The 23,529-nt window shown below is 39.3% G+C and carries 24 protein-coding genes; 15 read left to right on the plus strand and 9 right to left on the minus strand.

Translation table 11 applies throughout. From position 1 onward, the window contains the following. The first annotated feature begins 47 nt into the window (after nucleotides 1-47). A complete protein-coding gene (locus CH377_RS03795; protein WP_100722463.1) occupies nucleotides 48-1,346 on the plus strand; it encodes a porin in 1,299 nt (432 codons plus the stop codon). Here CH377_RS03795 and CH377_RS03800 read toward each other — a convergent pair. Next, nucleotides 1,336-1,695, minus strand: a complete 360-nt coding sequence (locus tag CH377_RS03800; RefSeq protein WP_100722464.1) for a hypothetical protein — start codon at nucleotides 1,693-1,695, stop codon at nucleotides 1,336-1,338. The genes CH377_RS03795 and CH377_RS03800 overlap by 11 nt on opposite strands. Before the next feature lie 207 nt (nucleotides 1,696-1,902). Between CH377_RS03800 and CH377_RS03805 the strand changes: the two genes are divergently transcribed. The 3 genes from CH377_RS03805 to CH377_RS03815 all read left to right on the plus strand — a co-directional run bounded on the left by CH377_RS03805 (nucleotide 1,903) and on the right by CH377_RS03815 (nucleotide 3,266). Then, nucleotides 1,903-2,388 carry a glutathione peroxidase gene (locus tag CH377_RS03805; RefSeq protein WP_100722465.1) on the plus strand — a complete coding sequence of 162 codons (486 nt, stop codon included), beginning with the start codon at nucleotides 1,903-1,905 and terminating at the stop codon, nucleotides 2,386-2,388. Beyond that, nucleotides 2,385-2,834, plus strand: a complete 450-nt coding sequence (locus CH377_RS03810) for a MarR family winged helix-turn-helix transcriptional regulator (RefSeq protein WP_100722466.1) — start codon at nucleotides 2,385-2,387, stop codon at nucleotides 2,832-2,834. The genes CH377_RS03805 and CH377_RS03810 overlap by 4 nt, the downstream gene beginning before the upstream one ends. A gap of 69 nt (nucleotides 2,835-2,903) precedes the next feature. Then, nucleotides 2,904-3,266 (plus strand): LIC13410 family lipoprotein, encoded by a 363-nt coding sequence (locus tag CH377_RS03815; protein WP_100722467.1) that lies wholly within the window; start codon nucleotides 2,904-2,906, stop codon nucleotides 3,264-3,266. Between the two features lie 63 nt (nucleotides 3,267-3,329). On the opposite strand, the gene CH377_RS03820 is transcribed toward CH377_RS03815, so the two are convergent. Beyond that, the gene (locus CH377_RS03820) at nucleotides 3,330-4,103 is read right to left on the minus strand and encodes an LIC13411 family adhesin (protein ID WP_207797589.1); all 774 of its coding nucleotides are present in this window, start codon (nucleotides 4,101-4,103) and stop codon (nucleotides 3,330-3,332) included. 161 nt (nucleotides 4,104-4,264) lie between these two features. Here CH377_RS03820 and CH377_RS03825 point away from each other — a divergent pair, with 161 nt between their 5' ends. Beyond that, nucleotides 4,265-6,685: a 1-acyl-sn-glycerol-3-phosphate acyltransferase gene (locus CH377_RS03825; protein ID WP_100722469.1), complete on the plus strand. Its 2,421-nt coding sequence runs from the start codon at nucleotides 4,265-4,267 to the stop codon at nucleotides 6,683-6,685. A 30-nt stretch (nucleotides 6,686-6,715) separates the two neighbouring features. Here CH377_RS03825 and purT read toward each other — a convergent pair whose 3' ends face one another. Continuing rightward, nucleotides 6,716-7,879 (minus strand): formate-dependent phosphoribosylglycinamide formyltransferase, encoded by a 1,164-nt coding sequence (gene purT, locus CH377_RS03830; protein ID WP_100722470.1) that lies wholly within the window; start codon nucleotides 7,877-7,879, stop codon nucleotides 6,716-6,718. 95 nt (nucleotides 7,880-7,974) lie between these two features. Then, complete coding sequence (locus tag CH377_RS03835) at nucleotides 7,975-9,084, minus strand: FecR family protein (protein WP_100722471.1); 1,110 nt, start codon at nucleotides 9,082-9,084, stop codon at nucleotides 7,975-7,977. Nucleotides 9,085-9,243: 159 nt separating this feature from the next. Between CH377_RS03835 and CH377_RS03840 the strand changes: the two genes are divergently transcribed. Beyond that, complete coding sequence (locus CH377_RS03840; protein ID WP_100722472.1) at nucleotides 9,244-9,960, plus strand: hypothetical protein; 717 nt, start codon at nucleotides 9,244-9,246, stop codon at nucleotides 9,958-9,960. Between the two features lie 4 nt (nucleotides 9,961-9,964). Here the strand turns inward: CH377_RS03840 and CH377_RS03845 are convergent, their stop codons facing one another. Further along, the gene (locus tag CH377_RS03845; protein WP_100722473.1) at nucleotides 9,965-10,897 is read right to left on the minus strand and encodes a glycosyl hydrolase family 18 protein; all 933 of its coding nucleotides are present in this window, start codon (nucleotides 10,895-10,897) and stop codon (nucleotides 9,965-9,967) included. 115 nt (nucleotides 10,898-11,012) lie between these two features. Between CH377_RS03845 and CH377_RS03850 the strand changes: the two genes are divergently transcribed. From CH377_RS03850 to CH377_RS03875, 6 genes are all read left to right on the plus strand, one after another. Then, nucleotides 11,013-11,909: a fructosamine kinase family protein gene (locus CH377_RS03850; RefSeq protein ID WP_100722474.1), complete on the plus strand. Its 897-nt coding sequence runs from the start codon at nucleotides 11,013-11,015 to the stop codon at nucleotides 11,907-11,909. A 68-nt stretch (nucleotides 11,910-11,977) separates the two neighbouring features. After that, nucleotides 11,978-12,667: a TetR/AcrR family transcriptional regulator gene (locus CH377_RS03855; protein WP_100722475.1), complete on the plus strand. Its 690-nt coding sequence runs from the start codon at nucleotides 11,978-11,980 to the stop codon at nucleotides 12,665-12,667. Further along, nucleotides 12,664-13,326 (plus strand): rhomboid family intramembrane serine protease, encoded by a 663-nt coding sequence (locus tag CH377_RS03860; RefSeq protein ID WP_100722476.1) that lies wholly within the window; start codon nucleotides 12,664-12,666, stop codon nucleotides 13,324-13,326. The genes CH377_RS03855 and CH377_RS03860 overlap by 4 nt, the downstream gene beginning before the upstream one ends. Continuing rightward, entirely contained in the window at nucleotides 13,327-14,850 is a 1,524-nt protein-coding gene (locus CH377_RS03865) for an alcohol dehydrogenase catalytic domain-containing protein (protein ID WP_100722477.1), read from the plus strand. It abuts the gene before it with no gap. Nucleotides 14,851-14,880: 30 nt separating this feature from the next. After that, a complete protein-coding gene (locus CH377_RS03870) occupies nucleotides 14,881-15,348 on the plus strand; it encodes an NUDIX hydrolase (protein ID WP_100722478.1) in 468 nt (155 codons plus the stop codon). Further along, nucleotides 15,345-16,385: a hypothetical protein gene (locus CH377_RS03875; RefSeq protein ID WP_100722479.1), complete on the plus strand. Its 1,041-nt coding sequence runs from the start codon at nucleotides 15,345-15,347 to the stop codon at nucleotides 16,383-16,385. The genes CH377_RS03870 and CH377_RS03875 overlap by 4 nt, the downstream gene beginning before the upstream one ends. 4 nt (nucleotides 16,386-16,389) lie before the next feature. Here the strand turns inward: CH377_RS03875 and CH377_RS03880 are convergent, their stop codons facing one another. Continuing rightward, a complete protein-coding gene (locus CH377_RS03880; RefSeq protein WP_100722480.1) occupies nucleotides 16,390-17,490 on the minus strand; it encodes a hypothetical protein in 1,101 nt (366 codons plus the stop codon). A 23-nt stretch (nucleotides 17,491-17,513) separates the two neighbouring features. Beyond that, a complete protein-coding gene (locus CH377_RS03885) occupies nucleotides 17,514-18,137 on the minus strand; it encodes a hypothetical protein (RefSeq protein ID WP_100722481.1) in 624 nt (207 codons plus the stop codon). A 40-nt stretch (nucleotides 18,138-18,177) separates the two neighbouring features. Here CH377_RS03885 and prfA point away from each other — a divergent pair, with 40 nt between their 5' ends. Next, complete coding sequence (gene prfA, locus CH377_RS03890; RefSeq protein WP_100704773.1) at nucleotides 18,178-19,242, plus strand: peptide chain release factor 1; 1,065 nt, start codon at nucleotides 18,178-18,180, stop codon at nucleotides 19,240-19,242. A 77-nt stretch (nucleotides 19,243-19,319) separates the two neighbouring features. Continuing rightward, a complete protein-coding gene (locus CH377_RS03895; RefSeq protein WP_100722482.1) occupies nucleotides 19,320-20,822 on the plus strand; it encodes an aminotransferase class I/II-fold pyridoxal phosphate-dependent enzyme in 1,503 nt (500 codons plus the stop codon). 44 nt (nucleotides 20,823-20,866) lie between these two features. On the opposite strand, the gene CH377_RS03900 is transcribed toward CH377_RS03895, so the two are convergent. Continuing rightward, nucleotides 20,867-21,766 (minus strand): hypothetical protein, encoded by a 900-nt coding sequence (locus CH377_RS03900; RefSeq protein ID WP_100722483.1) that lies wholly within the window; start codon nucleotides 21,764-21,766, stop codon nucleotides 20,867-20,869. A gap of 168 nt (nucleotides 21,767-21,934) precedes the next feature. Between CH377_RS03900 and CH377_RS03905 the strand changes: the two genes are divergently transcribed. After that, entirely contained in the window at nucleotides 21,935-22,864 is a 930-nt protein-coding gene (locus tag CH377_RS03905) for an alpha/beta fold hydrolase (protein WP_243401949.1), read from the plus strand. A gap of 7 nt (nucleotides 22,865-22,871) precedes the next feature. Here the strand turns inward: CH377_RS03905 and CH377_RS03910 are convergent, their stop codons facing one another. After that, entirely contained in the window at nucleotides 22,872-23,498 is a 627-nt protein-coding gene (locus tag CH377_RS03910; protein WP_100722485.1) for a TetR/AcrR family transcriptional regulator, read from the minus strand. Between the last annotated feature and the right edge of the window lie 31 nt (nucleotides 23,499-23,529).

The raw sequence follows: 23,529 nt of genomic DNA on the forward strand, positions 1-23,529 counted from the left end.
GTCGAAAATGAGTAGATAATAAGCAGTTCTAAAAAAATCAAAAATTTATGATCCGAAAGTTAAGATTGTCCAGATTCATTTTTTTACTTTGTATGTTCACGTTTTGGGGACCTATTTATTCTGAAGAACTTAAGACCCAAGGTGCTTCTGATAAACCCAAAGACAAAATTGTTCAGAATAAAGAAGAAAAAACAGATCCTGACAATTCTTCGGAAACAAAAGAAGAAGAGGCCGAGGGGCTTAAAGCGGAAGAACTCAATCCTAAAAAGAAAGACGATCTGGTAATCCCGATCAAATTCGGTTTTTTCGTCGACGGTTATTATAATGCAAGTTTGAACCGACCCGCATCTAAAGAACTATTATATACAACCCAAGCAACCCGAACCAACGAATACAATATCAACCTAGCATATATAGATGCCAAAGTAGAAACTGATAAATACAGAGGAAGATTTGCGGTCCAATTTGGCACATCGGTCGTAGCAAATTACTCAGGAGAAGGAACCACAGGCAAAACTTCCAACGAATCTTCTATCCGAAATATGCAAGAAGCTTATGGAGGTGTTCGATTAGGAAAATCCACTTGGTTGGATGCGGGGATCTATTTCGGGCATTTAGGATACGAGTCTTGGATCTCTCATGAGAATTTTGTTTATACTCGAGCATTCTCTCTGGACTATGTACCTTATTATGTTTCAGGAGCAAGGTTAAGCGGTAAGATCAGCGATAAAGTTTCTTACCAACTTCATTTGAATAATGGATACCAAGTAGTCACGGATAATAATAAGGATATCTCCGGAGGTTTCCGATTGGAATGGAATCCTCTTGGAAACCTGATGTTTCGTTGGAATACCTTTATAGGAAATGAGCAGCCAACTACTACTCCGAAAGAAACAAGATATTATAATAACTTTATAGCAGAATGGAAACCATTCCAACGACTTACATTAGCTTCTTCTTTTGATGTGGCTTACCAAGAAAGAGCGAGCAGAGAAGATCTGGTATATACTCCCGAAGGTCCAATCTATCTTCGTCGAGATGGTACGGCATTTAGACAAACCTATGTGGGAAACTTTTGGCTCGCGTATCGATTTTTACCTGATTGGAGAATCGGTATGCGATTGGAAAGATACTTAGATCGGGAACAGATGATCATCGTTACAAATACTAAGGACGGTTTCCAAACGAGTGGTGCGACTGCTACCTTGGATTATCATCCGGATCCCGCTATTTTAGTAAGATTTACCTACCAATACAGAAGATCTATGGATTCCATATATCCTCATGAGAATAATACATCCAAACTGGATCGTATGTTCATCTTCTCCCTTTCTATTAAGATCTAAATCGATCTGGCAAAATTATAGGGAGAAGTTTTTTCCCAGAAATACCAGGAGGGGATAGAAGAATATTTTTACCCATTTTAAAATTTACACTGGTACCGATCGCGATACGATTTCTTTCACAAACATCTAAGCACGAAACTTCCAGTACTTTAACACCGTGGATCCCTTCCGACCGAAGAGCGTCCTTTAATTCAGATCTCAAACGGGTTTTTCTGCCATTCGTTTCTCCGTTTATTTTCATCGCACATTTACTACATACGAAAATCGCTTCTTCCCAATCTGCAGAAACTGATTCCACATTTTGTGTCCGGCCTTCTTCTCTTCCTTGAAATAAAGAAATTAAATTCATTTTGATTCCTCTTAAATCATGTTGGAAGAAGAGCAGGATCCTTGGATTTATTTTGCATATTTTTGCTTAAATCCGATTTTTACAGTTAGACCCTGGTCTTGGATTTTTCCGTTTTTTCAATATATCTTTTAGAATTTTTCTAAAAAAGATTGAACAAAATTAAATTGTATACAATCTATTCATTACGTAACTAGGAGGTGCCCAGCTGTGGCCCAGAATTTATACGAACTAACCGCTACTTTAAACAACGGATCCGAAAAAAAATTACAAGATTATAAAGGAAAGGTCCTATTGATCGTCAATACCGCTAGCCAATGCGGATTTACACCTCAATATAAAGGCCTTCAGGAAATGTATGATAAGTACAAAGGAAAAGGCCTGGAAATATTAGGGTTTCCTTGTGATCAATTCGGTCACCAAGAACCGGGAACAGATGCAGAGATCGAAAGTTTTTGCCAAGTAAACTTCGGCGTGAATTTTCCTCTTTTCAAAAAGATAGAAGTAAATGGAGACGGAACTCATCCTGTTTACCAATATCTTAAAAAACAAGCTCCGGGGCTTTTGGGAAAATCCATTAAATGGAATTTTACCAAGTTTTTGATAGATAAACAAGGAAACGTTATCAAAAGATTCGCTCCGATGACTCCTCCAGAAAAACTGGACAAACAGATCGAGGAACTTCTTTCCAAGTGAATTACGAATCCTTAAAGTTAGAGAAACAGATTTGTTTCCCACTTTACGCTTCTTCCAGGGCGGTGACTGCATTATACAGGCCGCTTTTGGAAGAGTTCGATATTACTTACCCTCAATATCTTGTTCTTCTGGTCCTTTGGGAAACGGATAGAATCCCTCTAAAAGAAATTGGGGATAAATTATTTCTTGATTCCGGGACCCTGACTCCTCTTCTCAAAAAAATGGAATCTTCTGGTCTTTTGACTAGAGATAGATCGGATTTGGACGAACGTTCTCTTGTGGTTAGCCTGACCACAAAAGGAAAAAAATTGCAAAAAAAAGCGGTTTGTATTCCGGAACGATTGTTGGAAGAATCAGGTCTCACTGCTGAAAAGGTGGAAGGCCTGAAACGGGATCTGGACGACCTTCTTATTATCCTAGAACAAAAATTAAGAAATTCGGCGTGACAAATCCGTTTTATCGAAAACTATAGAGCCGCTTTTTTAAATAGTGCGCTCGCGCTAAGGAGTTTAAAAATGAAACGCCAATTATCCGCAATATCATTTGCTGCGGTACTTATTTTCGGAGCTTGTTCTTCCGAACAAAAAAAATCGGAGCCAGCTTACGTTCCGAATTCGGATATTCGTGTTGTAGAAGCGAATATGATCAAGGAAGGAGATAAAAGAATTAAAGCAGAAGCTGTTTTAGGAACTCCTACTTTCGAAGAAAACACCCAAGACGGATCCGTTTTAGAATGGTATCTTGAATCTACTACTTACCAAAAGAATTCTTACAAAACTTTGGCAGAGAAACCTTCCAGAGTTGATGATAGTACTAAGTATATCAAAGTGATCGTTGATAAAAAAGGTGTGATCAAAAAATACGAATACAAACTTTAATTCGAATTTAGATCAATATCTAAGAATAAAAAAGGCCGCGGGTTTTAGCGGCCTTTTTTATTCTTAGATATCGTCTTCCATTAGATCGATCCCGGCAAATCCCAATAGGAAGTCTAAAAATTCCCCAAAATTAAATCCTAATCTTATTCCATATCGAATGGAAATATATAATTCCACTTCGAATAAAAATGCAGAAGGATAATCGTCTTTGTTTTTAGGATTTTGGGCTAAAAATGTTTGGATCGCTTCGTTCCTTTTATCTGGATCTAAACTTTCCAAGTATTTTCGAAAGAATGCTTCTTTTTTAGCCTTTCTTCTTTCAGAGACCGGATTATTATAAAAACGTAAATATCTGATTTCGTAACTTTTAGAATTCAATCTTTCATCTAAAAGTTCCGGTGTAGGATTAGGATCCTGTTCCGATTCAGCATTTTCAGGAAGTAATAAAATATTATCACTTGTTGGAGCATTTGATGTAGGAGTTTTGGTTTCTTCTTTTTTGGGAGAAGTTTCAGTCGGAGGCATGGAGTGGAACTTCTCCCCACCTAAAAACCCAAAGATCAATTGTTGAGATCTGTAAGGTCCATAAGTTCCACCTCTTAATCCGTATCCAGTTCCTAAGTCTCTTTTACCTGGCTCAGATTCCCCACCTTGAAAGACAAATCCGGTTGCAAGAGGTCCTACTCTAACTCCGATCCCGTAACCTGGAGTTTCTATTCCTGCAGTAAAAACGTCTCCTAAATCTTTTTTTCTATGGGACCAGTATGATGAACAATCGATCACTACAAGACCCAAAAGAAAAATACAGAAAAAATGTATGATGAGTCTTTTTTTCATTTTGGAGAATAGTCTGACTTTAGTCGCCAAGATCGGCTTTCCGCTAAGCTCTCGGTTTCATCAGGAAACGCAATCGTAAAAGTGGAGAAATTTTATTGGTTTTCTTCCTCTAGTCTTATTGAAAAGTATCCCGATAGAAAAATTAAAATTGGAATGAATAGATGAGCGAATTGGAAGAAACTCGAGTCCGTCATAAAAACATCGCCGTCTTCGGAGGCGGGCCGATGGGAGTTCATCTTTCTGTATCCTTAGCCGAAAGAGCTGACAGACTTTTTCTTTGGTACTTTGATAAGAAGAAGGCGGATCGGCTTCAGAAAGATAGATCCGCGGAGTTGTTGGAAGAATTCGTTCCTCTTGCTGACAATATAATTGTTACAAACGATTTCGATTTTTTATCACAAGGTTCTTGGGTCATTGTTATTGCAGTGCCTTCTAGACAAAAAGAAAACGTGATTGATAGGATCTCTTCTTATCTTTCAGAGCAAGAAGAACATACGATCATTTCTTTTACCAAAGGTCTGGTTTCCACTTCTACTCGCAAAAAGACAAACGCTATTACATTCTCAGACTATGTGATCAAGGTCAGAGAAATGAAAGAGAGTCTGAACATGGAATATGTTGCCGTGGCAGGACCTAATCTTCTTTCTGAGATGGCAAAAGGAAAACATAGCTTCTTTTCGATAGCATCCACCGGTGAAAGAGCTTCCGAAGTCATGGAAGATCTTTTTTCAGGACCAAGAAATCATATTAAAACTTTTGAAGATATCAGAACCTTAGAATTATTCGGGGTGATGAAAAATCCGATCGCGATCGCCTGCGGTCTTGTAAATGGAATTCCTGAATGTGGATCCAATTTTGAAGGTGAGTTGATCAGTTTAGGTTTTTCAGAAATATTAACTCTACTAAATGCATTAGAACTTCCGGTAAAACCTGCGATGGAATTCGGGTTAGCAGATCTGATTACCACTGCGACTTCCCGATCCAGTCGGAACAGAGCTTACGGACAAAGATTTATCCGAAAGCTGATCTCCGGAGAGGACTCTCCCAATTTACTCGAAAGAATTGAACTATTCTTAAATCCAAAAGAATTTATCCAAAAGGAAATGAGCCAGAGTGAAACACATGTAGAAGGAGCATATGCACTTTCTACCATTCTGGATCTGGCGGAGGAGAAAAAAGTGGAACTCCCACTTTTTACTACTCTCTTTGAAGTTCTTACCAGAAAAGTTTCTCCTACGGAGATGATCAGATTCGTTTCCAAATCTACTAGCGACGATATCAGAAATATTTCCAGAACAGCTCGCAAAAGATTCGGTCTGTCCTTAGCATCGGGGAAGGAATTCCAACAGGCGTTAAGAAGAAGGGTGCTTCGGCATGTTCATTCTCAACCTGGGTTGTCGGATCGGATCTTAAAACAATCCGGATTACAGATCAAATCTTTGGAAAAAAGATATTCGGAAGCAGTGGAGACTGAAGCCGGAACAGATCTAATGCTTCTTCCTAAAGAAATTGCGTTATGGCAAGAAGCAGAAGTCGCTTACGAAAACGGAAAGAGTAGAAACCTAGAACGTTTGGTAGAGTTTTATGTTTCCGAAATTGCAGACGAATACAGCCCTCTTTTTAGGGAATCCCTTATTCATTTAGTGGCTCCTGCACGTTTTGCAATAGGGGGTTTTAAACCTGGAGGAGGTCTTCCTAAGATCGGAGGCAATATAAAAGAAATCAAAGCCTTAGCTTCCAGATATGATATCTTGTATACTCCGACTCATAGATCACATTTGGATTCTATCGAAGTAGCTTTCGGTCTCAGATGGTTAGGCCTTCCTGTTCCGAGATATGCGGCCGATAAAAAAGTAATGGGAACGCCAGGGCTTGCCAGGGTTTTAAAATCCTTGGGTGCTTACATGGTGGATCGAAAAAGAAATCGAAACCTTCTTTATTTGGAATGTTTGACCCAATATTCTACAATGATGTTAGAAGCTGGAATTCCTACATTGGTATATCCAGAAGGAACAAGATCCAGAACCGGCGGGATAATTCCGATTAAAACCGGAATTCTTTCTACTTCTGTAGATGCATTTAAACATACTGGAAGTGAAGTGATCGTAGTTCCTATCGTTCTTTCTTATGAAAATGTTCCGGAAGATGTGGAGTTTGCAGGAAAAGACACTCATCTTTCTTTTAGGGATTTTTTATTCAAAAGGACAGAAGTGTATATGGATCTTTGCGAACCTATTCCTGTTTCCAGGTATATCCAAGAAGATGATCCTACTCTTTCTATTTCTATGGAGATTTCCAGATCTTGGCAGGCTCATCATAAAATTCTACCGAATCATATAGTTGCAAAACTTTTGATGGAAGCGGATGGAGAGATCAGTTCTTCCGATCTAAGTAAAATGATAGAAGAAATGATCCTGACTAGAAAAGGAAATTATCTGACTAAGGATGTTTCTGAAATTTTAGATAGAGGGCTTAAGGTCTTAAATTCTAGAAAGTTTATCAAAAAAGAAAACGGCCAGATCAAGGCATTAGAGCCTGAACTTCTGCAATATTACGGAAATATGGTACCGGACCCGACCTAGTCGGGCTATCCTGCCGAGCCCGGTTTAATTCTAATCTACTTTAATTTTAGATGCGATCAATACAGCTCTTTTGCGAAGCATAGAAATTGATTCGTCTTTATCTGAATAAGTAAGAGCAACTCCCATCCTTCTGTACTTTTTAGTGATCGGTTTTCCAAAAATCCTAAGATCGGATTCAGGCATTTCACAGGCCTTATCTAGACCTTGGATATTCGGGACTTGACCTTCTGTTTGAGCAAGAATGACTGCGCTTGCTCCTTTTCTCACCAAAAGGATTTCTGGAATTGGAAGACCTAAGATGGTTCTAACATGCAACTCGAATTCGTTAAAACTTTGGGTCCCTGCTAAAGTAACCATTCCCGTATCATGAGGTCTCGGAGAAAGTTCCGAAAAATAAACATCATCTTTCGTTAAGAAAAATTCTACACCCCAGATACCGGCGCCACCTAAATCTTTAGTGACCTTCTCCGCCATTTCCTGAGCGGACTTAAGCTGAGAATCACTGATCTCTGCAGGTTGCCAACTTTCCTGGTAATCTCCTCTTTCCTGTCTATGGCCAATAGGAGGGCAGAATAAAGTTCTTCCGGATTTTTGAGTTACGGTTAACAAAGTAATCTCAGACTCGAAAGAGATAAATTCTTCGACTATGATCTCGGAAGCCCCGGTTCTTCCTTTAGTTTGAGAAGCGATCCATGCTGGTTCAATATCTGACTCGGTTTTAATTACGGATTGCCCTTTGCCGGAAGAAGACATCAAAGGTTTTACAACACAAGGAATTCCAATCGTCGAAATTGCTTCTTTCAATCCTTCTAAGGTGGAAGCATATTTATACTTTGCAGTTTTTAAGGCTAAGGTTTGAGAAGCAAGGTCTCTGATCGCTTTACGGTTCATTGTAAAGTTTGCGGCTTTAGCGCTTGGAACTACTTGGTAACCCTGTTTTTCGTATTCATAAAATCTTTCGGTTCGGATTGCCTCAATTTCTGGAACGATCAGATCCGGTTTATGTTTGGCAACGACTCTATCTAATGCGTCTCCATCCAACATATCAATGACTTCTTTTTCATGAGCGACCTGCATTGCAGGTGCGCCGTCATAACTATCAACTGTAATTACATATTGGCCTAATCTTTGGGCAGCGATTACGAATTCTTTTCCAAGCTCACCTGAGCCGAGCAGAAGTATTTTCTTTCTCATAGGTTCTTTTGAGAGAATTTCCGGAGAGGAAGGAGAATGGAAAGGAAAAAATAAGAACTTGGCCGATTTGCAGAATACAAACCGGCCTTACGAGTTTACTTTTTCTTTTTAGTGACCACGTCGAAGTTTTTGTATTTGATGTATTCTACTTCGGAGACATCCAAACGGAAGATCCCTTTGGTAGAATGCACCAACATCGTGTTTCCTACTTGAGTCACCACTGCTCCATGCAAAACTGTTTTGTCCAGTTTATGAATGGATTCTAAAACACTGTAATATTTTTTGATCTCTTCTTCAGAATCCAGTTTTTGGGAACCGGCTATAGACTCCACTTTGTCCAGAGCGATATTCAGTTTTTCGCCTTGGTCCTTCTCTATTTCTTTTGTTAAGGATTTGTTGTTTAAGCTACCCGATATGAGATCCTCATCTACCTTTACTAAGGTTTCTAGATCAGCACTTTCTCTTGGATCTCTTTCAAATTTTCCTTTTTGGACAGTACGAACTAATTCATCTCTAAAACTTTCGATACTTTGTGCGATCGCAGCGTCATCCAATTGATTCAAAATTGTTTGAGCGAGTTGGTCGAATTCAGGTTTAACTTCAGCCTCTTCTTCCTCAGAGATCACGATCTCGTTTTCTTCCAATAATTTTTGGAGTTTTTGATAGTTTGGATTTTCTGCAATTTTATCTGCTGGGATTACCTGACTGACCGGAGCCTTTAAGGTCATGGCAACCATTCCCTCATAAACTTTGATCTTAGGAAGTGTTCCCTGAACTACTTCGAAGGAGAACGCAGTTCCTCGAACACCTGCGATTGCAGTAGGTGTAACAATCTTGAACTGCTCTTTCTGACTTAACTTATTTGTTTTTACAAGTAGAAGTCCCGTTCTTACTGCGAGGGAAGTTTCTTCCGAGAGATCTCCGTGAAGAGAATCAATGCTTAGATTTGTATAAGGTTTTAAACGGATTATATGACCTAGGCTTGTTTGCAGGTCCAAGGTTCCGCTATTTGTTTTGATGGTATCGTCTTTTTGTAAGACACTTCCTAAAGAAAGAGGGATAAGTTTTCCGTTTCTTTCCACTTCTACTTTTCCAGTTAGGAATATGACTACTAAACCTGGCTTTGATTTAGAAACTTTTGAGCAGAAGTTAGAGGATCCGATGAATGTTACAATTAGGAACAGAAAAAAGAGTTTTCGATTCATTTGTTTATTCCGCCTGGGAATAGAATTATACCGGTCTATTTAGAGCAGATAAATTCTATTTCCAATTATAAGTAACAAACTGAGACTTATATTTTTGCAAAAATTTTGAAAATTCGTTTCTACAGAATAGTTTGCTCCGACTAAAGAGGTTTTACCCATATGTATAACTCGATTTTCGTCCTGATCTTTTTGTTTTTAGTATTTCCTCTCGATTCTACTGATCTGGGAAAAATCAGATTTAGCGGAACCGCAACTGATTTGGAATCCGGCAATTTGCTTTATAAGGATTTTCATGAGGAAACTTGGGAAAATGGAAAACACGTTAGTTCCGTTATCATGTATAAGGATCCGGAAGGAAAAATTTTCGCAAAGAAAAAGATCAATTTTCTAAAAAATAGAACTCTTCCGGAATTTCAATTGGAGGATTATAGGGATGGATATCTAGAAGGAGGTGCGTTACAGAGCGCAAGCTCGGTTAAATTATTCGCCCGCAAAAAACTGGAGGAGGTAATCCAAGAGAAGGTCATAGAGGCTGGGAACTTAGCCGCCTTAGATGGAGGCTTTGATTATTTCGTGATTGATCATTGGGAAGAACTCATATCCGGCAAAAAAATTAATTTTCACTTTTTAGTTCCCTCAGAAAGAGATAAGTTCCTCTTCTCTGTAGAAAAAACGAAAGAAGGGGATTATAAAGGTAAACCTGCCTTGTTTCTAAAACTTAAGATAGCGAGTGCTATTCTTTCCATGTTCGTAAAACCGATTGATTTAGTTTATGATATAGGATCCAAACGGATCATGGAATATAGAGGTACCAGTAATATTAACGATGAAAACGGGAAAAGTTATAAGGTAAAAATCGTTTATGGAATTAGATAAAATCCTAAAACCCAAGCCTCCAAAATGCCAGGCCTTTTAATTTTATATTTTTTGCATATTCTTCCCAAAGTTTAAGTTCCAGGATCAGACTACCTTCTCCTTTGTCTGTGTGGATCAGATAGATCCCATCCTTTTCTTTTCCGTATTGGATTACGAAGTTTTTGTCAGAGAACTGGGTTAGCAGTTTAGGACGTTTTACATCCTTCTTCCAATAATAACCATAAAGAGGGAGGCCTAACCAGATCTGTTCCGGTTTATATGTTTTGAGTAGATTTTCGGTATTTTGTTTTGCCCAATTAAAGTTAGTCACCGGCCCCGGAGTTGTTTTAGCAGAATGTAGATCATAAGCCATGAGCACGATCTCATCCACGAGATTTTCTTTATGAATTGCAGAGTGAAAACCGGATAGATGCGGATCGAATCCTTCTACCGGGAAAATAGCCAATGTAAGAAGTTTACCTTTCTTCTTCAAGGCTGGTTGGAGTTCCAACAAGAGCTCTTTATAATGAGCAGAATATTCCGGGCCTAAACCTTCAAAATCCAAATGAACTCCTGAGTATAAAGAATGATTCTCCAAATAGAATTCTAAATTTCGAACAAGAATCTTTCTAAGTCGAGGAGAAGCCAAGACCTTCTTCCCGGTAGATTCTGATCTAAAAGTAATGAGCGGGAACCATCGGATCCCATTCTTATTTCCAATTGTTTGAAGGAAGAAAGGTATCGAGACCCCGGAAACTTCTCCATTAGCTCCGATATAATTCCCTGTAAAACAAATGCTGCTCCCGGGCTTAAGTACCTTCTCCCAATAGGATAGAGGTTTGGAGCTTAGATCCTGACTTATAGTATACTTCCATACGTTCTCTTGAGCCGATAAGGGACATAGGGAAATACAAATGACGCAGGCAAAAATGGAGCTGAGCCTTGAAAAGATCTTCATTTATCCGTCCTGTAATATTAAGGAAACCGATCCTTGATTTTTCTTCAATCCTGAAGGTTTGATCTCCGATTTTAAATACATAGCCAGGGTCGAAGAAATAGGTAGGATGCGAATGATGGCAATCACGAATACAGGAATGGGTGACTTGATCCGAGACGGATTAGATCGTCTTGGTATTTTATCCTCCTCCAAAAAGGCGGAGATCACCCATCATTCTACCAGCTTATTCGAGCTCTATAAGGCAAAGTTGCCGGACGGTTCTCAGCTTGCCATTAAGATCATACCTAAAAAAGAAATGGCCGAGACTGAGGCAGAAGGTTTGGAACAACTTTGCAGACTTGGTGTGCGAGTCCCTGAATATCTAGGAACAGTTCACCTAGGAAAAGTTTCTCTTCTTGCAATGGAATTTATACAAACAGGTTCTTCTGCTGGATTTAGAGAAGATCTGATTGCCAGTTTAAAAAATTTATACAAAAACGAATTCAGTTCCTGGGGTTGGAAGAAAGATAATTTTATAGGTTCTCTTAACCAAACTAACGGATGGTTTTCCTCTTTCAGAGAGTTTTATTGGGAAAGAAGATTAAAATCTCAGATTGAACTTGCACAGGCCAGAAAACTTCTGACAGACAAAGATCTATTAGCGATCCGTGGGATCTTTGATAAGTTTTCAGAAGATTGGGGTTTGGATCATGTAAAACCTAGGATGGTCCATGGAGATCTTTGGTCCGGAAACGTTTTACAAGGTAAGAATGGTTTTGCGTACTTGATAGATCCATCGGTAGCCTATTCTCATCCGGAACAAGACCTTGCGATGTTACAATTATTCGGAAGTCCTTTAAATCTGGAAGAGATGCAAGATATTCTTGCCACTGCGGGTATAGATGATCCAGGAAATTTGAAGGATCGGATCCAATTTTGGCAATTGTATCCGGTGCTTGTGCATATCAATTTATTCGGAGCTTCTTACCTGACTAGCCTCAGGCATATTCTTCGCTATTATGGCGTGAAATAGTTTTCTTGATAGAATCCAAGTTTTCTGTTCTTTAGTAAGAAACCGACTTAGAACCGGGGAATAACTCTTTGCCCAAAATTGCAAAAAAGAAAGCACCAATATCCTCTAAACAAAAAGAGAAAAACTCTAAGTTAAATCTGAGAAAATCTCCTTCTCAAAAAAGAGCGATAGAGAGGGTCCAATATATCCTGGATATAGTCGCAGACCTTTTGGATGAAGTTGGAACAGAAGCTCTGACTACAAATCTGATCGCTCAAAGAGCCGGGATACCTATCGGTTCCTTATACCAATATTTTCCGAACAAACATGCCATTCTAAAAGCCGTGGGTCAAAGACATTTGGAAAGAGTGAATTCAATGATCCTGAATTTTCTGGACACTCCTCCAAACAAAACAGAATGGGAAAATCTAGTAGATAAACTCATAGATGCATTTGCTCAACTTTATAAATCCGAACCTGGGTTTATACCAATGTGGTCGAATAAAAATTTAGATCCGGAACTTGTGAGTATAGATAGAGAGAATAACAGAGCAATTGCCAATTTTATCGCGGAGTTATTTTTCGGGGTCATTCCTTGGATGAAGAAAAAAGAGGAAATGATGGTCATGTCCAGGATCATGGTAGAAGTATCAGATTCAGTTTTAAGTCGCTGGCTCAGAGAAAGACAAGATAGCGCACTGGCGGATGGGATCTTACAAGAACTGAAAACTATGCTTAAAGCTTATATGAATTATTATATCCAGAGAGGATCTAAATGAAGGCCTTTCTATTCGAATTTCCTCTTACTGCTTTTATAGTAGCCCTGATCACAATTTCTCAAATTTTTCTTACTATATTCGTTCCGGAAGAAATTATAAATGCGTTCTTTATCAGCCGGCCGGGAGAATTCTATCCTTGGAAATGGATCGGAATGGTCTTCCTGCATGCTGACTTCACTCATTTGTTTTGGAATATGATCTTTCTATTTTTTTTAGGAAGGATCGTAGAATACAAAGTAGGCCAGGCAAAATGGCTTCTTTTCTTTTTTATGGGCGCGCTTGTTTCCGGCGGTTTGGATTCTTTTGTAAGAGGAATGATCTTGGGAGAAAATCAACCTGCTATCGGAGCGTCCGGAGCTGTATCCGGATTAGCTGCGGTTGCCGCTTTACTTTCTCCTTTTTCTATTCGAGTCAGAAAGAGAAGTTATCCTTTTCCAGTTTTCGCGGTAGCTTGGCTTATGGTATATTCTGATATTACCAATTTATTTTCCAGGGACCAAGTGGCACATTGGGCACATTTAGGTGGATTTATCTCAGTAGTATTCACTGCATATTTTTTGAATAATAAGATCAAACGAGAGCTGCATACCGGATTTGCTTTAAACCTAGTTTTCGTTGTCTTACTCTTGATCTTGGGATTTTTTGTCGGGGCAAGATAATTGATAGAAGTTCGATTTACTGCTTACGAATACAATTCAAACGATTCTTTCTCCAATTCAGTTTATGAAATGAAAGGTTCGGAAGAATCCGGTTGGCAAATTTTACGAAATTCCTCTCCTTATTTAGAACTCGGAAAAGGTTATATACTTCTCAAAACAGAACTTTGCGGGATTTGCTCTACAGATTTAGATCGTAGATTTTTGCCTTTTCCGCTTCCTCAGATTATTGGTCATGAAGTAGTTGCATCCGATTATCTCACTGGCGAAAAATACGTATTAGAAATTAATGATACAGTAGTTTCCAGGGGAGAAGAGGCGGATCCTTTTTGCCAAGTTGGAATTCCAACGCATAGCCCAACTAGAATGGTATTGGGAATTGATCGTTTGCCTGGAGGATTCGGGCCTTATATTCTCGCACCAAAGGGAAACTTGGTAGAAACCAAACAACTAGAAGATATGGAAGCAGTTCTATTGGAACCATTTGCCGCTTCATTGCATGGTGTAGAAGTTTCTCTTAGCCGGGCCGGTTCAGATCTTAAAAAGATCGCAGTTTTAGGTCCAAGGCGTTTGGGTTCTCTAGTGATTGCTGCTTTAGATCTATATCGAAAAAGGAATAATCTAAACTACGAAATTGTTTCTTTCATCCGACACCAAAACTTGGCGGATCTGACTTTAAGAATGGGTGCAGATCAGGTTTTATACTTTTCCAACCTTGGAGAAACTGGAGTTAAGGAAGGTCTTTTATTTGAAAAGAATGTAGGAACTCCAACAGCAGCTTCATGGTCCGATTATAAACAAACTTTCGATCTTGTATTCGATACTACCGGTTCCATTTCCGGATTAGAAACTAGTATTCATCTTACTCAAAAAGAAATTCATAGAAAGACTACGAATGGTCAGGCATCTCTTGGAATTACTCATCTGACTGAGTTAGTAGTGGATGAGATTTCTATTACAAATCTCGGATCTGACTTTTTAGAATTGGTTTGGGGAATCGAAGCAAGTTCTCCCGTTTGGATTTTTGTTTCTTCTTCTCTTTCTTTAAACAAAGAGGAAAAGGAACTATTAGATAATCTGGAAAAGAAAGATAAAATTAGGATCTTTATAGGTTCAATTGAAGAAGGAACCGAGTTTTTGGAATCTAAAGAATTCCAAGGGAATCTCCCACGATTCGATTTTGCGATCGTAGATTCTTCTTCGGAACTGGACTTAGTGATCCGCCCGGATGTAAAGGAAGAAAAATCATTGGTTCGACCAAGAGGTTTTATTCTCGTTCCTAAATCTGCAGAGCGAGAATCCAATTTGTTTTTAGATTGGATTACAAACGGCGGCATTTTGAGTACAAGTAGATGTGGTGATTTTGTTCGAACTAGAGAGCTTCTTGCATCCGAACCTGGATTTTTAAAATCAGTTTCTCAAAACTTGATCAGCAAAGAATTCGATTCCGGATCGATCCCGGAAGCCTATACCGATGCAAGAAAACCGGAGAATATAAAAGTGGTTGTCAGGCATAAAGCTTCCTGAGCGAGTATTTAGTGACTTGCGAGGATAGCTTTGAGCAAACACGGTTTTTTTCAAATCACACAAAAGGTTTTTTTGAGAAAAGGAAAAGAACTTCTCATTCTTAGGGACCGCAAATCCGGATTCGGGGACCTTCCTGGTGGAAGGATGAACGAGGACGAATTTTACGGAGATTGGTTGGAAAGTTTGTCCAGAGAGTTAAAAGAAGAAATGGGTGAAGCTTGTGAGATCAAAATTCACCCACGGCCCATTCTCATCCATAAACATAGAGTCAGTGATGGAAATCATCCATGCGTGATTGTAGCTTATCATGGAGAATTCGTATCGGGAGAGATTACTCTCTCAGATGAGCATGATTATATTTCATGGGTGGACGCTGCCACTTACGACCCTAAACCTTTATTTTTCGAATATATGTTGGATGCTCTGCAATTGTACCAAAAAGAATATGTTCCCCTGATACCTGATGGTAAATTAAATCCTAAAGGTTGGTTGGTATGAGCCCGTTCGTAAGGAATGCACTCGCATCTTTAGTTTTAGTTCCGATCTTCGCGTTTATCGGATGGCTTCTCTCTGGAGTTTCTTTAAGCGAAGAAGAGTTCCAAAAAAGGATCTCTAAAAAAGAAACCAAAACCGTTTCCTTAGGTTGGGATAGAAGGTCCGGAAATTTACTTATCGTTCAGTTGGAATTCAAACCTGAATATTTTACCAGAGAAGACAGATTTAGAGCCTGGTTAGAAGAACCTCTTGCCCTTGCAAAAGAAAAAGGCTGGTTACAAAATTCCACGATCGTTGCATTTCCTCCAGAGATAGGAAATTATTTTTTCCTAATGGATTCCAGAAAGGATCTTTTGGATTCGGAAAATATCGACTCTGCTTGGAACTGGGCATTATTTTTCCAAAGGATCTCTATTAAAAACTTCTCCCGCGTACTGGATGGAGATGCTGTATCTTTTGAGATTGCTCAAGATTCTAAGGAAAGATATGAAAGGATTTTTGGAGACCTGGCAAAAATGTATGGGGTTTCCATTTTAGCAGGATCAATTTGTTTACCTTCTCCTGAAGTGAAAGAAGGAAAACTTTCCATCAAACCAGGTGAATGGCAAGAAAGAGCATACATATTCGATTCTTCCGGAAAGTTTGTAGAAGGTTCTTTGCTTAGAACTTCTAATCAAAAATCGGAAGCGGCACAAGCTGCAAGTTCCGAAAAAGAAATTCTGCCTGAAGTCTGGGTAGCCAATCTGTCTTCCGGTAGATTAGGGATCTTATTCACGGAAGATCTAAAATCCCCACTAATGGAAGAGATTGTTAAAAAAACTTATGTAAGTAAATTGATCGGACTTGGCTCTCAAGAAGACGAAGGCAAGTTCAGAGAATGGATTAAAAATTCTTCTTTTGAATCCAGCGGACAAGTTCAGTTTTCCGGAAAAGTTTGGAACCAAGAATTTCCAGCAAAAAGTTTTGCAAAGACACGTTACGGTTCCCCTGAACCTATAGAAGGCCAAAAGGGAAACCTGATCATTAATATCTTTTTTTAAAGAATTATTTATCTCTGGCTTCTTCGTACAATTTGAGGATTCTCCAATCTTCTTCCGGAAAATCCAAATTGGTTAGATACAATCCACCTTTTTCATTTTCGCAAAGAACTTTGTTCTGATCTACAAGCCAGATCCTTTCACAAAGTAAGGGCAACACTTGGCTTTTGCGAGAAGGTCCCCAAAGATGGACTTTGCCCGAATAATTAGAAACGAATTCATTTTTACCTGGAAGTTTCCAAGGATTGATCTCTTTTCTGCTAATAGTAAATAGTTTACTACTAGAAGGTTTGCCTTTTCCTAACTGCAGTCTTCTTAAATGAAGCCTACCGATGGAACCACCCAGATAGTATGCGGAGTCTCCGGTGCCATAATAGATTAACGGGCTGATGACTTCTTGGTCTATTTTCTCTACTGATTTTTTTTCGGGTTGGAAATAGTATAAATAATAAGAGCCTGCATTTCCGGAGAAGAGTAAGAAATCTTTTCCGATCGGATATAAAAAGAATCTGGCTTTGAGTCCTGAAAAAGGTGGAGTGATCTTTTCTTTAGAGACGATCAGTTTAGGAGTTCGAGGCTCTACAGTTTTCTCTTCATAGAGTTGGTTGTCTACGAAGTAGTAAATTTTGGAACCGTCTTCCGAGATCCCCCCTCTGTTCCTACAGGAAATTTGTGCACCTGATTCATACAAAAGATCATTATTTTTTAATGATATAGCAAACAAACGGCAACCGTTTGTCATTGGATATTCCGCCAGAGCAAAGTTCGCATTTAAGGAAACTGCAAGAGAAGCGGGGACCTCGTCCAAACTTTTGGAACCATTGGACCCGTCGCTGGTATCTCTCCAGATTAGTTTGCTATCTTCTAGATATACTAATCTTTTTCTGTCATAAGATAGTTCGACTATTCTAGGAGTTTCCGGTTTTTCGGAAGAAAGAACTTCGTCGTCGGATTTAGGTTTTACCAGATAATCCTTTAACATACCGGAAGCTTTTTCATAGCTCTGCTCTTCCAGTAACTCTTGGATTTCTTCTATTAAACTTTCCTGCTTACTTTTACAATTCCAGGAAAGAAAAACCAGTAATAAGAAAGATAAGACTCTGATCATTAGATAGGACTTAGATTTTGAGTTCAGGCAGTTTCCTCAGCCCAAGGCTCGTCCGATTGGACGCTAATAATATCTTTAGAAAATAATTTCTGAGCTCTGGATGCTACATTACGAGTTTCCAAAAAGGAATACCCTCCAGAAAGTAAGGACCCGAAAATCGGGAGCCAAAATCCGTTTTTAGGTTTTGCAAACTTCTTCCCTTTGATGAGACCTTTCGCGATCTGATAAGTTGCTTCTTGCAGAAGTTTCCAAGCCATAGGTCGAATCAAGACCCTAGCTCCTGCATCTTTGAGAACGTTCCTGAAAAATGAGGTCTTGTCCTTGAATAAACAATAAGCCATAAGTTCCGGTGTAACCTGATGCTCTTTTCCGTATAAAGCGGCGATGTCTTTTACCAATTTACCTTGGAGCCTTAAGACTAGAATAATTTCGGGAGCCAATGTAACAAGCCCCAAACGTCCTTGGGGAAGGGCAAGAGCTGCGCTCGCCGCTCCGGATTGGAGAGAAGATTTTTGGGTCAACTCTTGGATGAGTTCATCAGGCGATCCTATGGTCTTAGCATAGGGGCTACGATAGGAATGCAGGCCGGATAAAAGATTCAGTATCTGATCGGAAACTGCTGAGAGAATCGAATTGTAGTTTTCCATGTAGAGGAGTAAGGTACCAAGGCAATGGGATACGGTTTCTATGTTAGACAGACTAGAAAAAATACAACAAAAATACCTCAAAATATCGGACGAACTTACAACCGCGTCCAATCCGGATGATTTAAAACGACTTTATAAGGAACGTTCCCGACTCACGCCCTTATTCGATAAAATTACCGAGTATCAAAAATTAATTCAAAATAAAAAAGACGCCGAAGAACTTTTAAAAACCGAAAAAGACGGGGATATGCGCTCCATGTACGAAGAGGAGCGCAAAGAAGCAGAAGAAAGGATAGAAAGTTTGGAGAAGGAGTTGGAAATCCTACTTCTTCCCCCTGATCCGAATTCCGGCAAAAATATATTACTCGAGATACGAGCAGGAACCGGCGGAGAAGAAGCAGGACTATTCGTTTCAGACCTATTTAGAATGTACACTAAGTATGCGGACAAACAAGGCATCCGTCATGAGATTATAGATTCTTCTCCAACTGGGATAGGCGGATTAAAAGAGATCATCTTCGCGATGGAAAATGATAAGGCCTATGATCTTTTTAAATTCGAAGCGGGAACTCATAGAGTACAAAGAATTCCTGCAACAGAATCCGGAGGAAGGATCCATACAAGTGCTGTGACCGTTGCAGTTTTACCGGAAGCAGAAGAGTCTGAGATCAATATCAATGAAAACGATCTTAGAGTGGATGTGTATCGTTCTTCCGGATCCGGTGGACAGCACGTTAACACCACCGACTCTGCAGTTCGTATTACTCACATTCCGACGGGGATCGCAGTTGCATGTCAGGATGAAAAGTCCCAACATAAAAACAAAGCGAAAGCGATGAGGATCTTAAGCGCTAGGATATTGGAAAAGCAGGCAGAAGAAAAGAAAGCCGCAGCTGATGCTCTAAAAAAACAGATGGTTGGTTCAGGAGACAGATCCGAAAGAATACGAACTTATAATTTTCCACAAGGAAGATGTACAGATCATAGGATCGGATTTACTAGTCATAATCTTTCTGCTATAATGGAAGGAGATCTGGACGACCTGATCAACGCCTTAACAGAAGAAGACAGAGTTAAGCGCCTCGCAAATTCACAGGCAAATTAGAACCGTTTTAGACTTCTGTTCGTCCAACCGAATAAAGTTGATGTTTCTGCCTAAAATTTTGCGATGGTAATCAGAGTATGATACTAGAGATAGAAGAACCGCATCGAAGGATCTGCGGGGAAAGAATACCATTCGAAAATATACACGCGGTTTCCATGAGTCTTCCCGAAGTCGCTGACGTGATCGGATACGAAGAAAAAAGAACCGAAACTCTTTCCAGATTAAAAGCGGGGTATCCTCGCTTTGTAGCTCATGCATATATAGAAAAAATTTTAGATTATAATAGAGAGACCAAGGGAGTAGATGGTCCTCAGTTTATAGTAAATTCCCGCAAAGCCGCCGATCATATCGTTTCATTCTTCCAAGTAGAAGGCGCAAGAATTATAGAAGACGAAGGCATCATTACCTTAACCATACCTTCTCATAAAGAAAACGAATCCAAGATATTGTCCTTCATCCAACATACAGGATGTTTATTATCTTCTCGCAAAGCAGAGGATTATTTATTCAAAAAAGGACTTATCGATTCTATTTACAAAGAAGAATCCAGAAAAGAAGAACCTTACGAAAGGGTAGAAGCATCGCTATCCGCCTTATATCCGGACAAAAATTTGCAAGTATACCTGGCAACATCCGGAATGAATGCAGTTTATGCTGCTTTTAGAGCGTTAGATCGAATTCGTGCAGAAGAAGGAAAAGATATCTGGCTCAGACTCGGGTGGTTATACGTAGATAATATTAGAATATTAGAAAAATATTCTAGAGGCTCTCATATATTCCATGATGTAGTCGATCTAAAAGAACTAGAGGAATTCCTTTCTAAAGAAGGCCATAGAGTAGCCGCAATCCTTACTGAATCTCCTACAAACCCCCTCATCCAAGTTCCCGATTATCCTGAACTCAAAAAACTTTTGGAAAAATATGGAATTCCATTGGTGGCGGATATTTCCGTGGCTGGTTCTGCAGTTGTGGATCTTTCCCCATATGCGGATGTGATCGTGGAGAGTTTGACAAAGTTTGCATCCGGACATGCAGACGTGATGATGGGCGCTTTATTTTTAAATCCTTCATCTACATATTTTGAGAAGTTGAAGAACGATTGTCCTGAGTTTTTGGAAATTCCTTATATCAGAGATTGCGAACGTATGTCCTTCGAGTTGGAAGGTTATATTGAAAGAGTCAAAGAGATCGGAAGGAATGCTGCAAAACTTGCAAACTTCTTCTCAAATCATCCTAAGATCAAAGCAGTTCATTGGAGTGGCTCTGAAGAAAATCACGGGAACTTTTCCAAAATAGCAAGAGATAAAGATCTGCATTGTGGAGTGATCACTATCGAACCTGGAGTTCCTTTGGAACCATTTTATAATTCCTTAAGATTATTAAAAGGGCCGAGTTTCGGGACCGAATTTACTCTGAATATGTTGTACATGTATTTGGCTCACTATGAGTTAGTGTCTACAGAAGCAGGCAGGGGATTTTTGAAAGAAGTAGGGTTGGATCCAAACCTGATTCGAATTTCTATCGGCCGAGAAAATCCAGAACTTCTAATTGCTGAATACAAAAAAGCTCTGGGGGATTAACCCGCCAGAGCCAAAAATTTGAACGGTTCTAAAGAAGACGAATCTTAGGCCGCGGAACGAACACTTTGTAGTTTGCCACCAGTTTCAGTTTCCGATTGTAAAACATTTTTATAGAAAACTTGGAACAATCCAAATTTAGAAATTCCTAAAGTATAGATCACAAGGGTGGAAACGATTGTCCCGAGTATCCAACCCAGTTGGTGGATAATTATACTGGAGATAATTGCAAATCCCAAAGCACCCACGAACACAGTTGCTAAGAACGCAATTGTAGAAGCAAAACCGGAAGGAGATTTTCTAACTGAAAATTCTCCGGTGCCACCTAATTCCCAACCTTCTTTTTCGATCTTTAGAAGTGAAACGATCAGAACAGGAACTAAGATCACACCCATTGCATATAATGTGATGGCAACATCGGAGGTTAACCAGTTGATTGCAGTTCCCCAAGTCCAGTTATTTTGGAATTGCTCCACTGACTCAGAGAAAAATCTTTTATAACCTGTTCCATCCCATCCGTGAACTAGGATGAAGAACATTCCAAAATATCCCACAGGAACTTGCAGATAAGCTAAGAAATTTTTCCCTGCTTCGATTAATTTCCAAACTACCCAGAAGCCTAAGATCCCCTGCGAAATATTCGTTAAACCGAATAATGCCACAAGCCAACCAGGCATTGTCTTATCTCCAGCATGCATTGTTTCCCAGCTAGTAAACTGCCAGACGAGATATAAACCTGACGGAGCGAATAATAAACCTAAATAAAGAAGATTAGAGATGAAGTAGGTATTCTTCCAAAATTGGACCTTACCCTTCTCTTCTTTTTTGATGGAAGGAAGAGAACCCGCTGTGGTTTCTCCTGCCTGCAATTTTTTAATTTGGCGAGCTGCGGCCATTGCATAACCGGCTCCCAGGCCGTAGGCCCAAAAAACATCCACTTGAACCATTGGATTCTAAACTCCTCACCTTAATTGAATATAAGAATGACATGTCATTCAGTTTTTGTCAATAGGGGAAATCTAAAAATTTCAAAGAAAAACGTGTTTTACTTTGGGATTGGAATGACGTATCTGTCATTCCGATTGGGTGGGAATTTTCATTAAAACAGGGAAATTATGAAAAGAACAATAATAAGCTTAATGTTACTTCTCATCATTCTACTTGATTGTAGATTTTTAGGCGTCGGCTCCGATTCCTTAGAGGATTTGAAAACGAAATATGCAAACTCAGAGTCGAAGTTTGCTCCGATTGGGGATCTGAATATCCATTATAGGGACGAGGGTCAAGGTCCTGTAATTATTCTATTACATGGGGTATGCTCTTCTTTGCATACTTGGGATGCTTGGGCAGAATTATTAAAGTCTCGTTATAGAGTGATCCGCATTGATCTCCCAGGCCATGGACTTACAGGCCCTCCTGAAGATTTAGAAAAGTTAAATCTGGAAGAAGGTGTAGAAGTACTAAACCAATTCCTGGAATATCTGAAAGTGGATTCTTTTTATCTGGTGGGAAATTCCATGGGTGGATATATTTCCTGGAATTACGTATTAAAATATCCTAATAAAGTCCAAAAATTAGTATTAATAGATGCGGCAGGATACGCGCAGCCTATGCCTCCTATGATAGCTTTAGGAAGTAACCCGATCGTAAGTCCTTTTGCGCGACATATGCTTCCGAGTTTTATGGTAGAAAAAAGTGTGGATGAGGTCTATGGAGATCCTTCTAAGATCACGCCTGAGATCAAAACAAGATACGTGGATCTTTCCAGAAGAGAAGGGAATAGACAGGCTTATAATTATTTTTTCAGAACTGCTAGGGAGAAGTTCACCGACCCTAAAATTTCAGAGGGGATTAAGTCTGTAAGAACTCCTACATTGGTCATGTGGGGAAAAGAAGATCATTGGCTAAAATTGGAATACGCACAGGATTGGACTAAGGATCTTCAGAATTCAAAGTTCATCACTTATGATGGTGCGGGTCATATTCCCATGGAAGAAATTCCGGATATTACTGCAAAAGACCTAGTTCAGTTCCTTACTTTATAAAAAATAACTAACGTTTGCCCATTCCTTCTAACATAAGGGTGGGCATTTCTTCCAGCCAACGTTTTGCAAATTTAGAATCCACTTTGGAAGATAGATTGATCCGTATACCTTCAAACATCATTGCGTTTACTGCTTGGGATGCGATACGAGTATCCAATTCTTTTCTTAAAAATCCTTTTTTTACACCATTCTTCAGATACAACTCTGTGAGTCTGGCGCTTTTATCAATTCCAAGCTGCACTTTTCTTTTTACAGTTTCATCCAATGCCATTGCTTCGAAAAAAACGATCTTTGCTTGTCTTGGATCTTTACTGAAAAGTTGGAATAGTTCCCAACCGATATTCTTGATCTGGTTTCTGTATTCTTCGATTGAGTTTGATTTTTCGGGACTTTCTTTACGAACCACTTCTAATAATCCGAGAAGGATCCTATCTACTAATGCATGTAAAATATCTAATTTATTTTTAAAATAACGATAACAGGTTCCATGACCTATATTTAATTTTCCGGCTATGTCTGCGATCCCGGCCTCGTGATATCCTTTTTCGGAGAATACGTCTAGTGCAGCTTCCAGGATTTGTTCTCTTCTTGCTTCTGCCCTGTTGGCGATCGGACTAGGAGGCTTTGTTCTCATGTTCTCCTTACTCCGATTTGGAGAACTAGTT

This window comes from Leptospira haakeii, assembly GCF_002812045.1.
In the GTDB taxonomy this organism is placed as follows: domain Bacteria; phylum Spirochaetota; class Leptospiria; order Leptospirales; family Leptospiraceae; genus Leptospira_B; species Leptospira_B haakeii.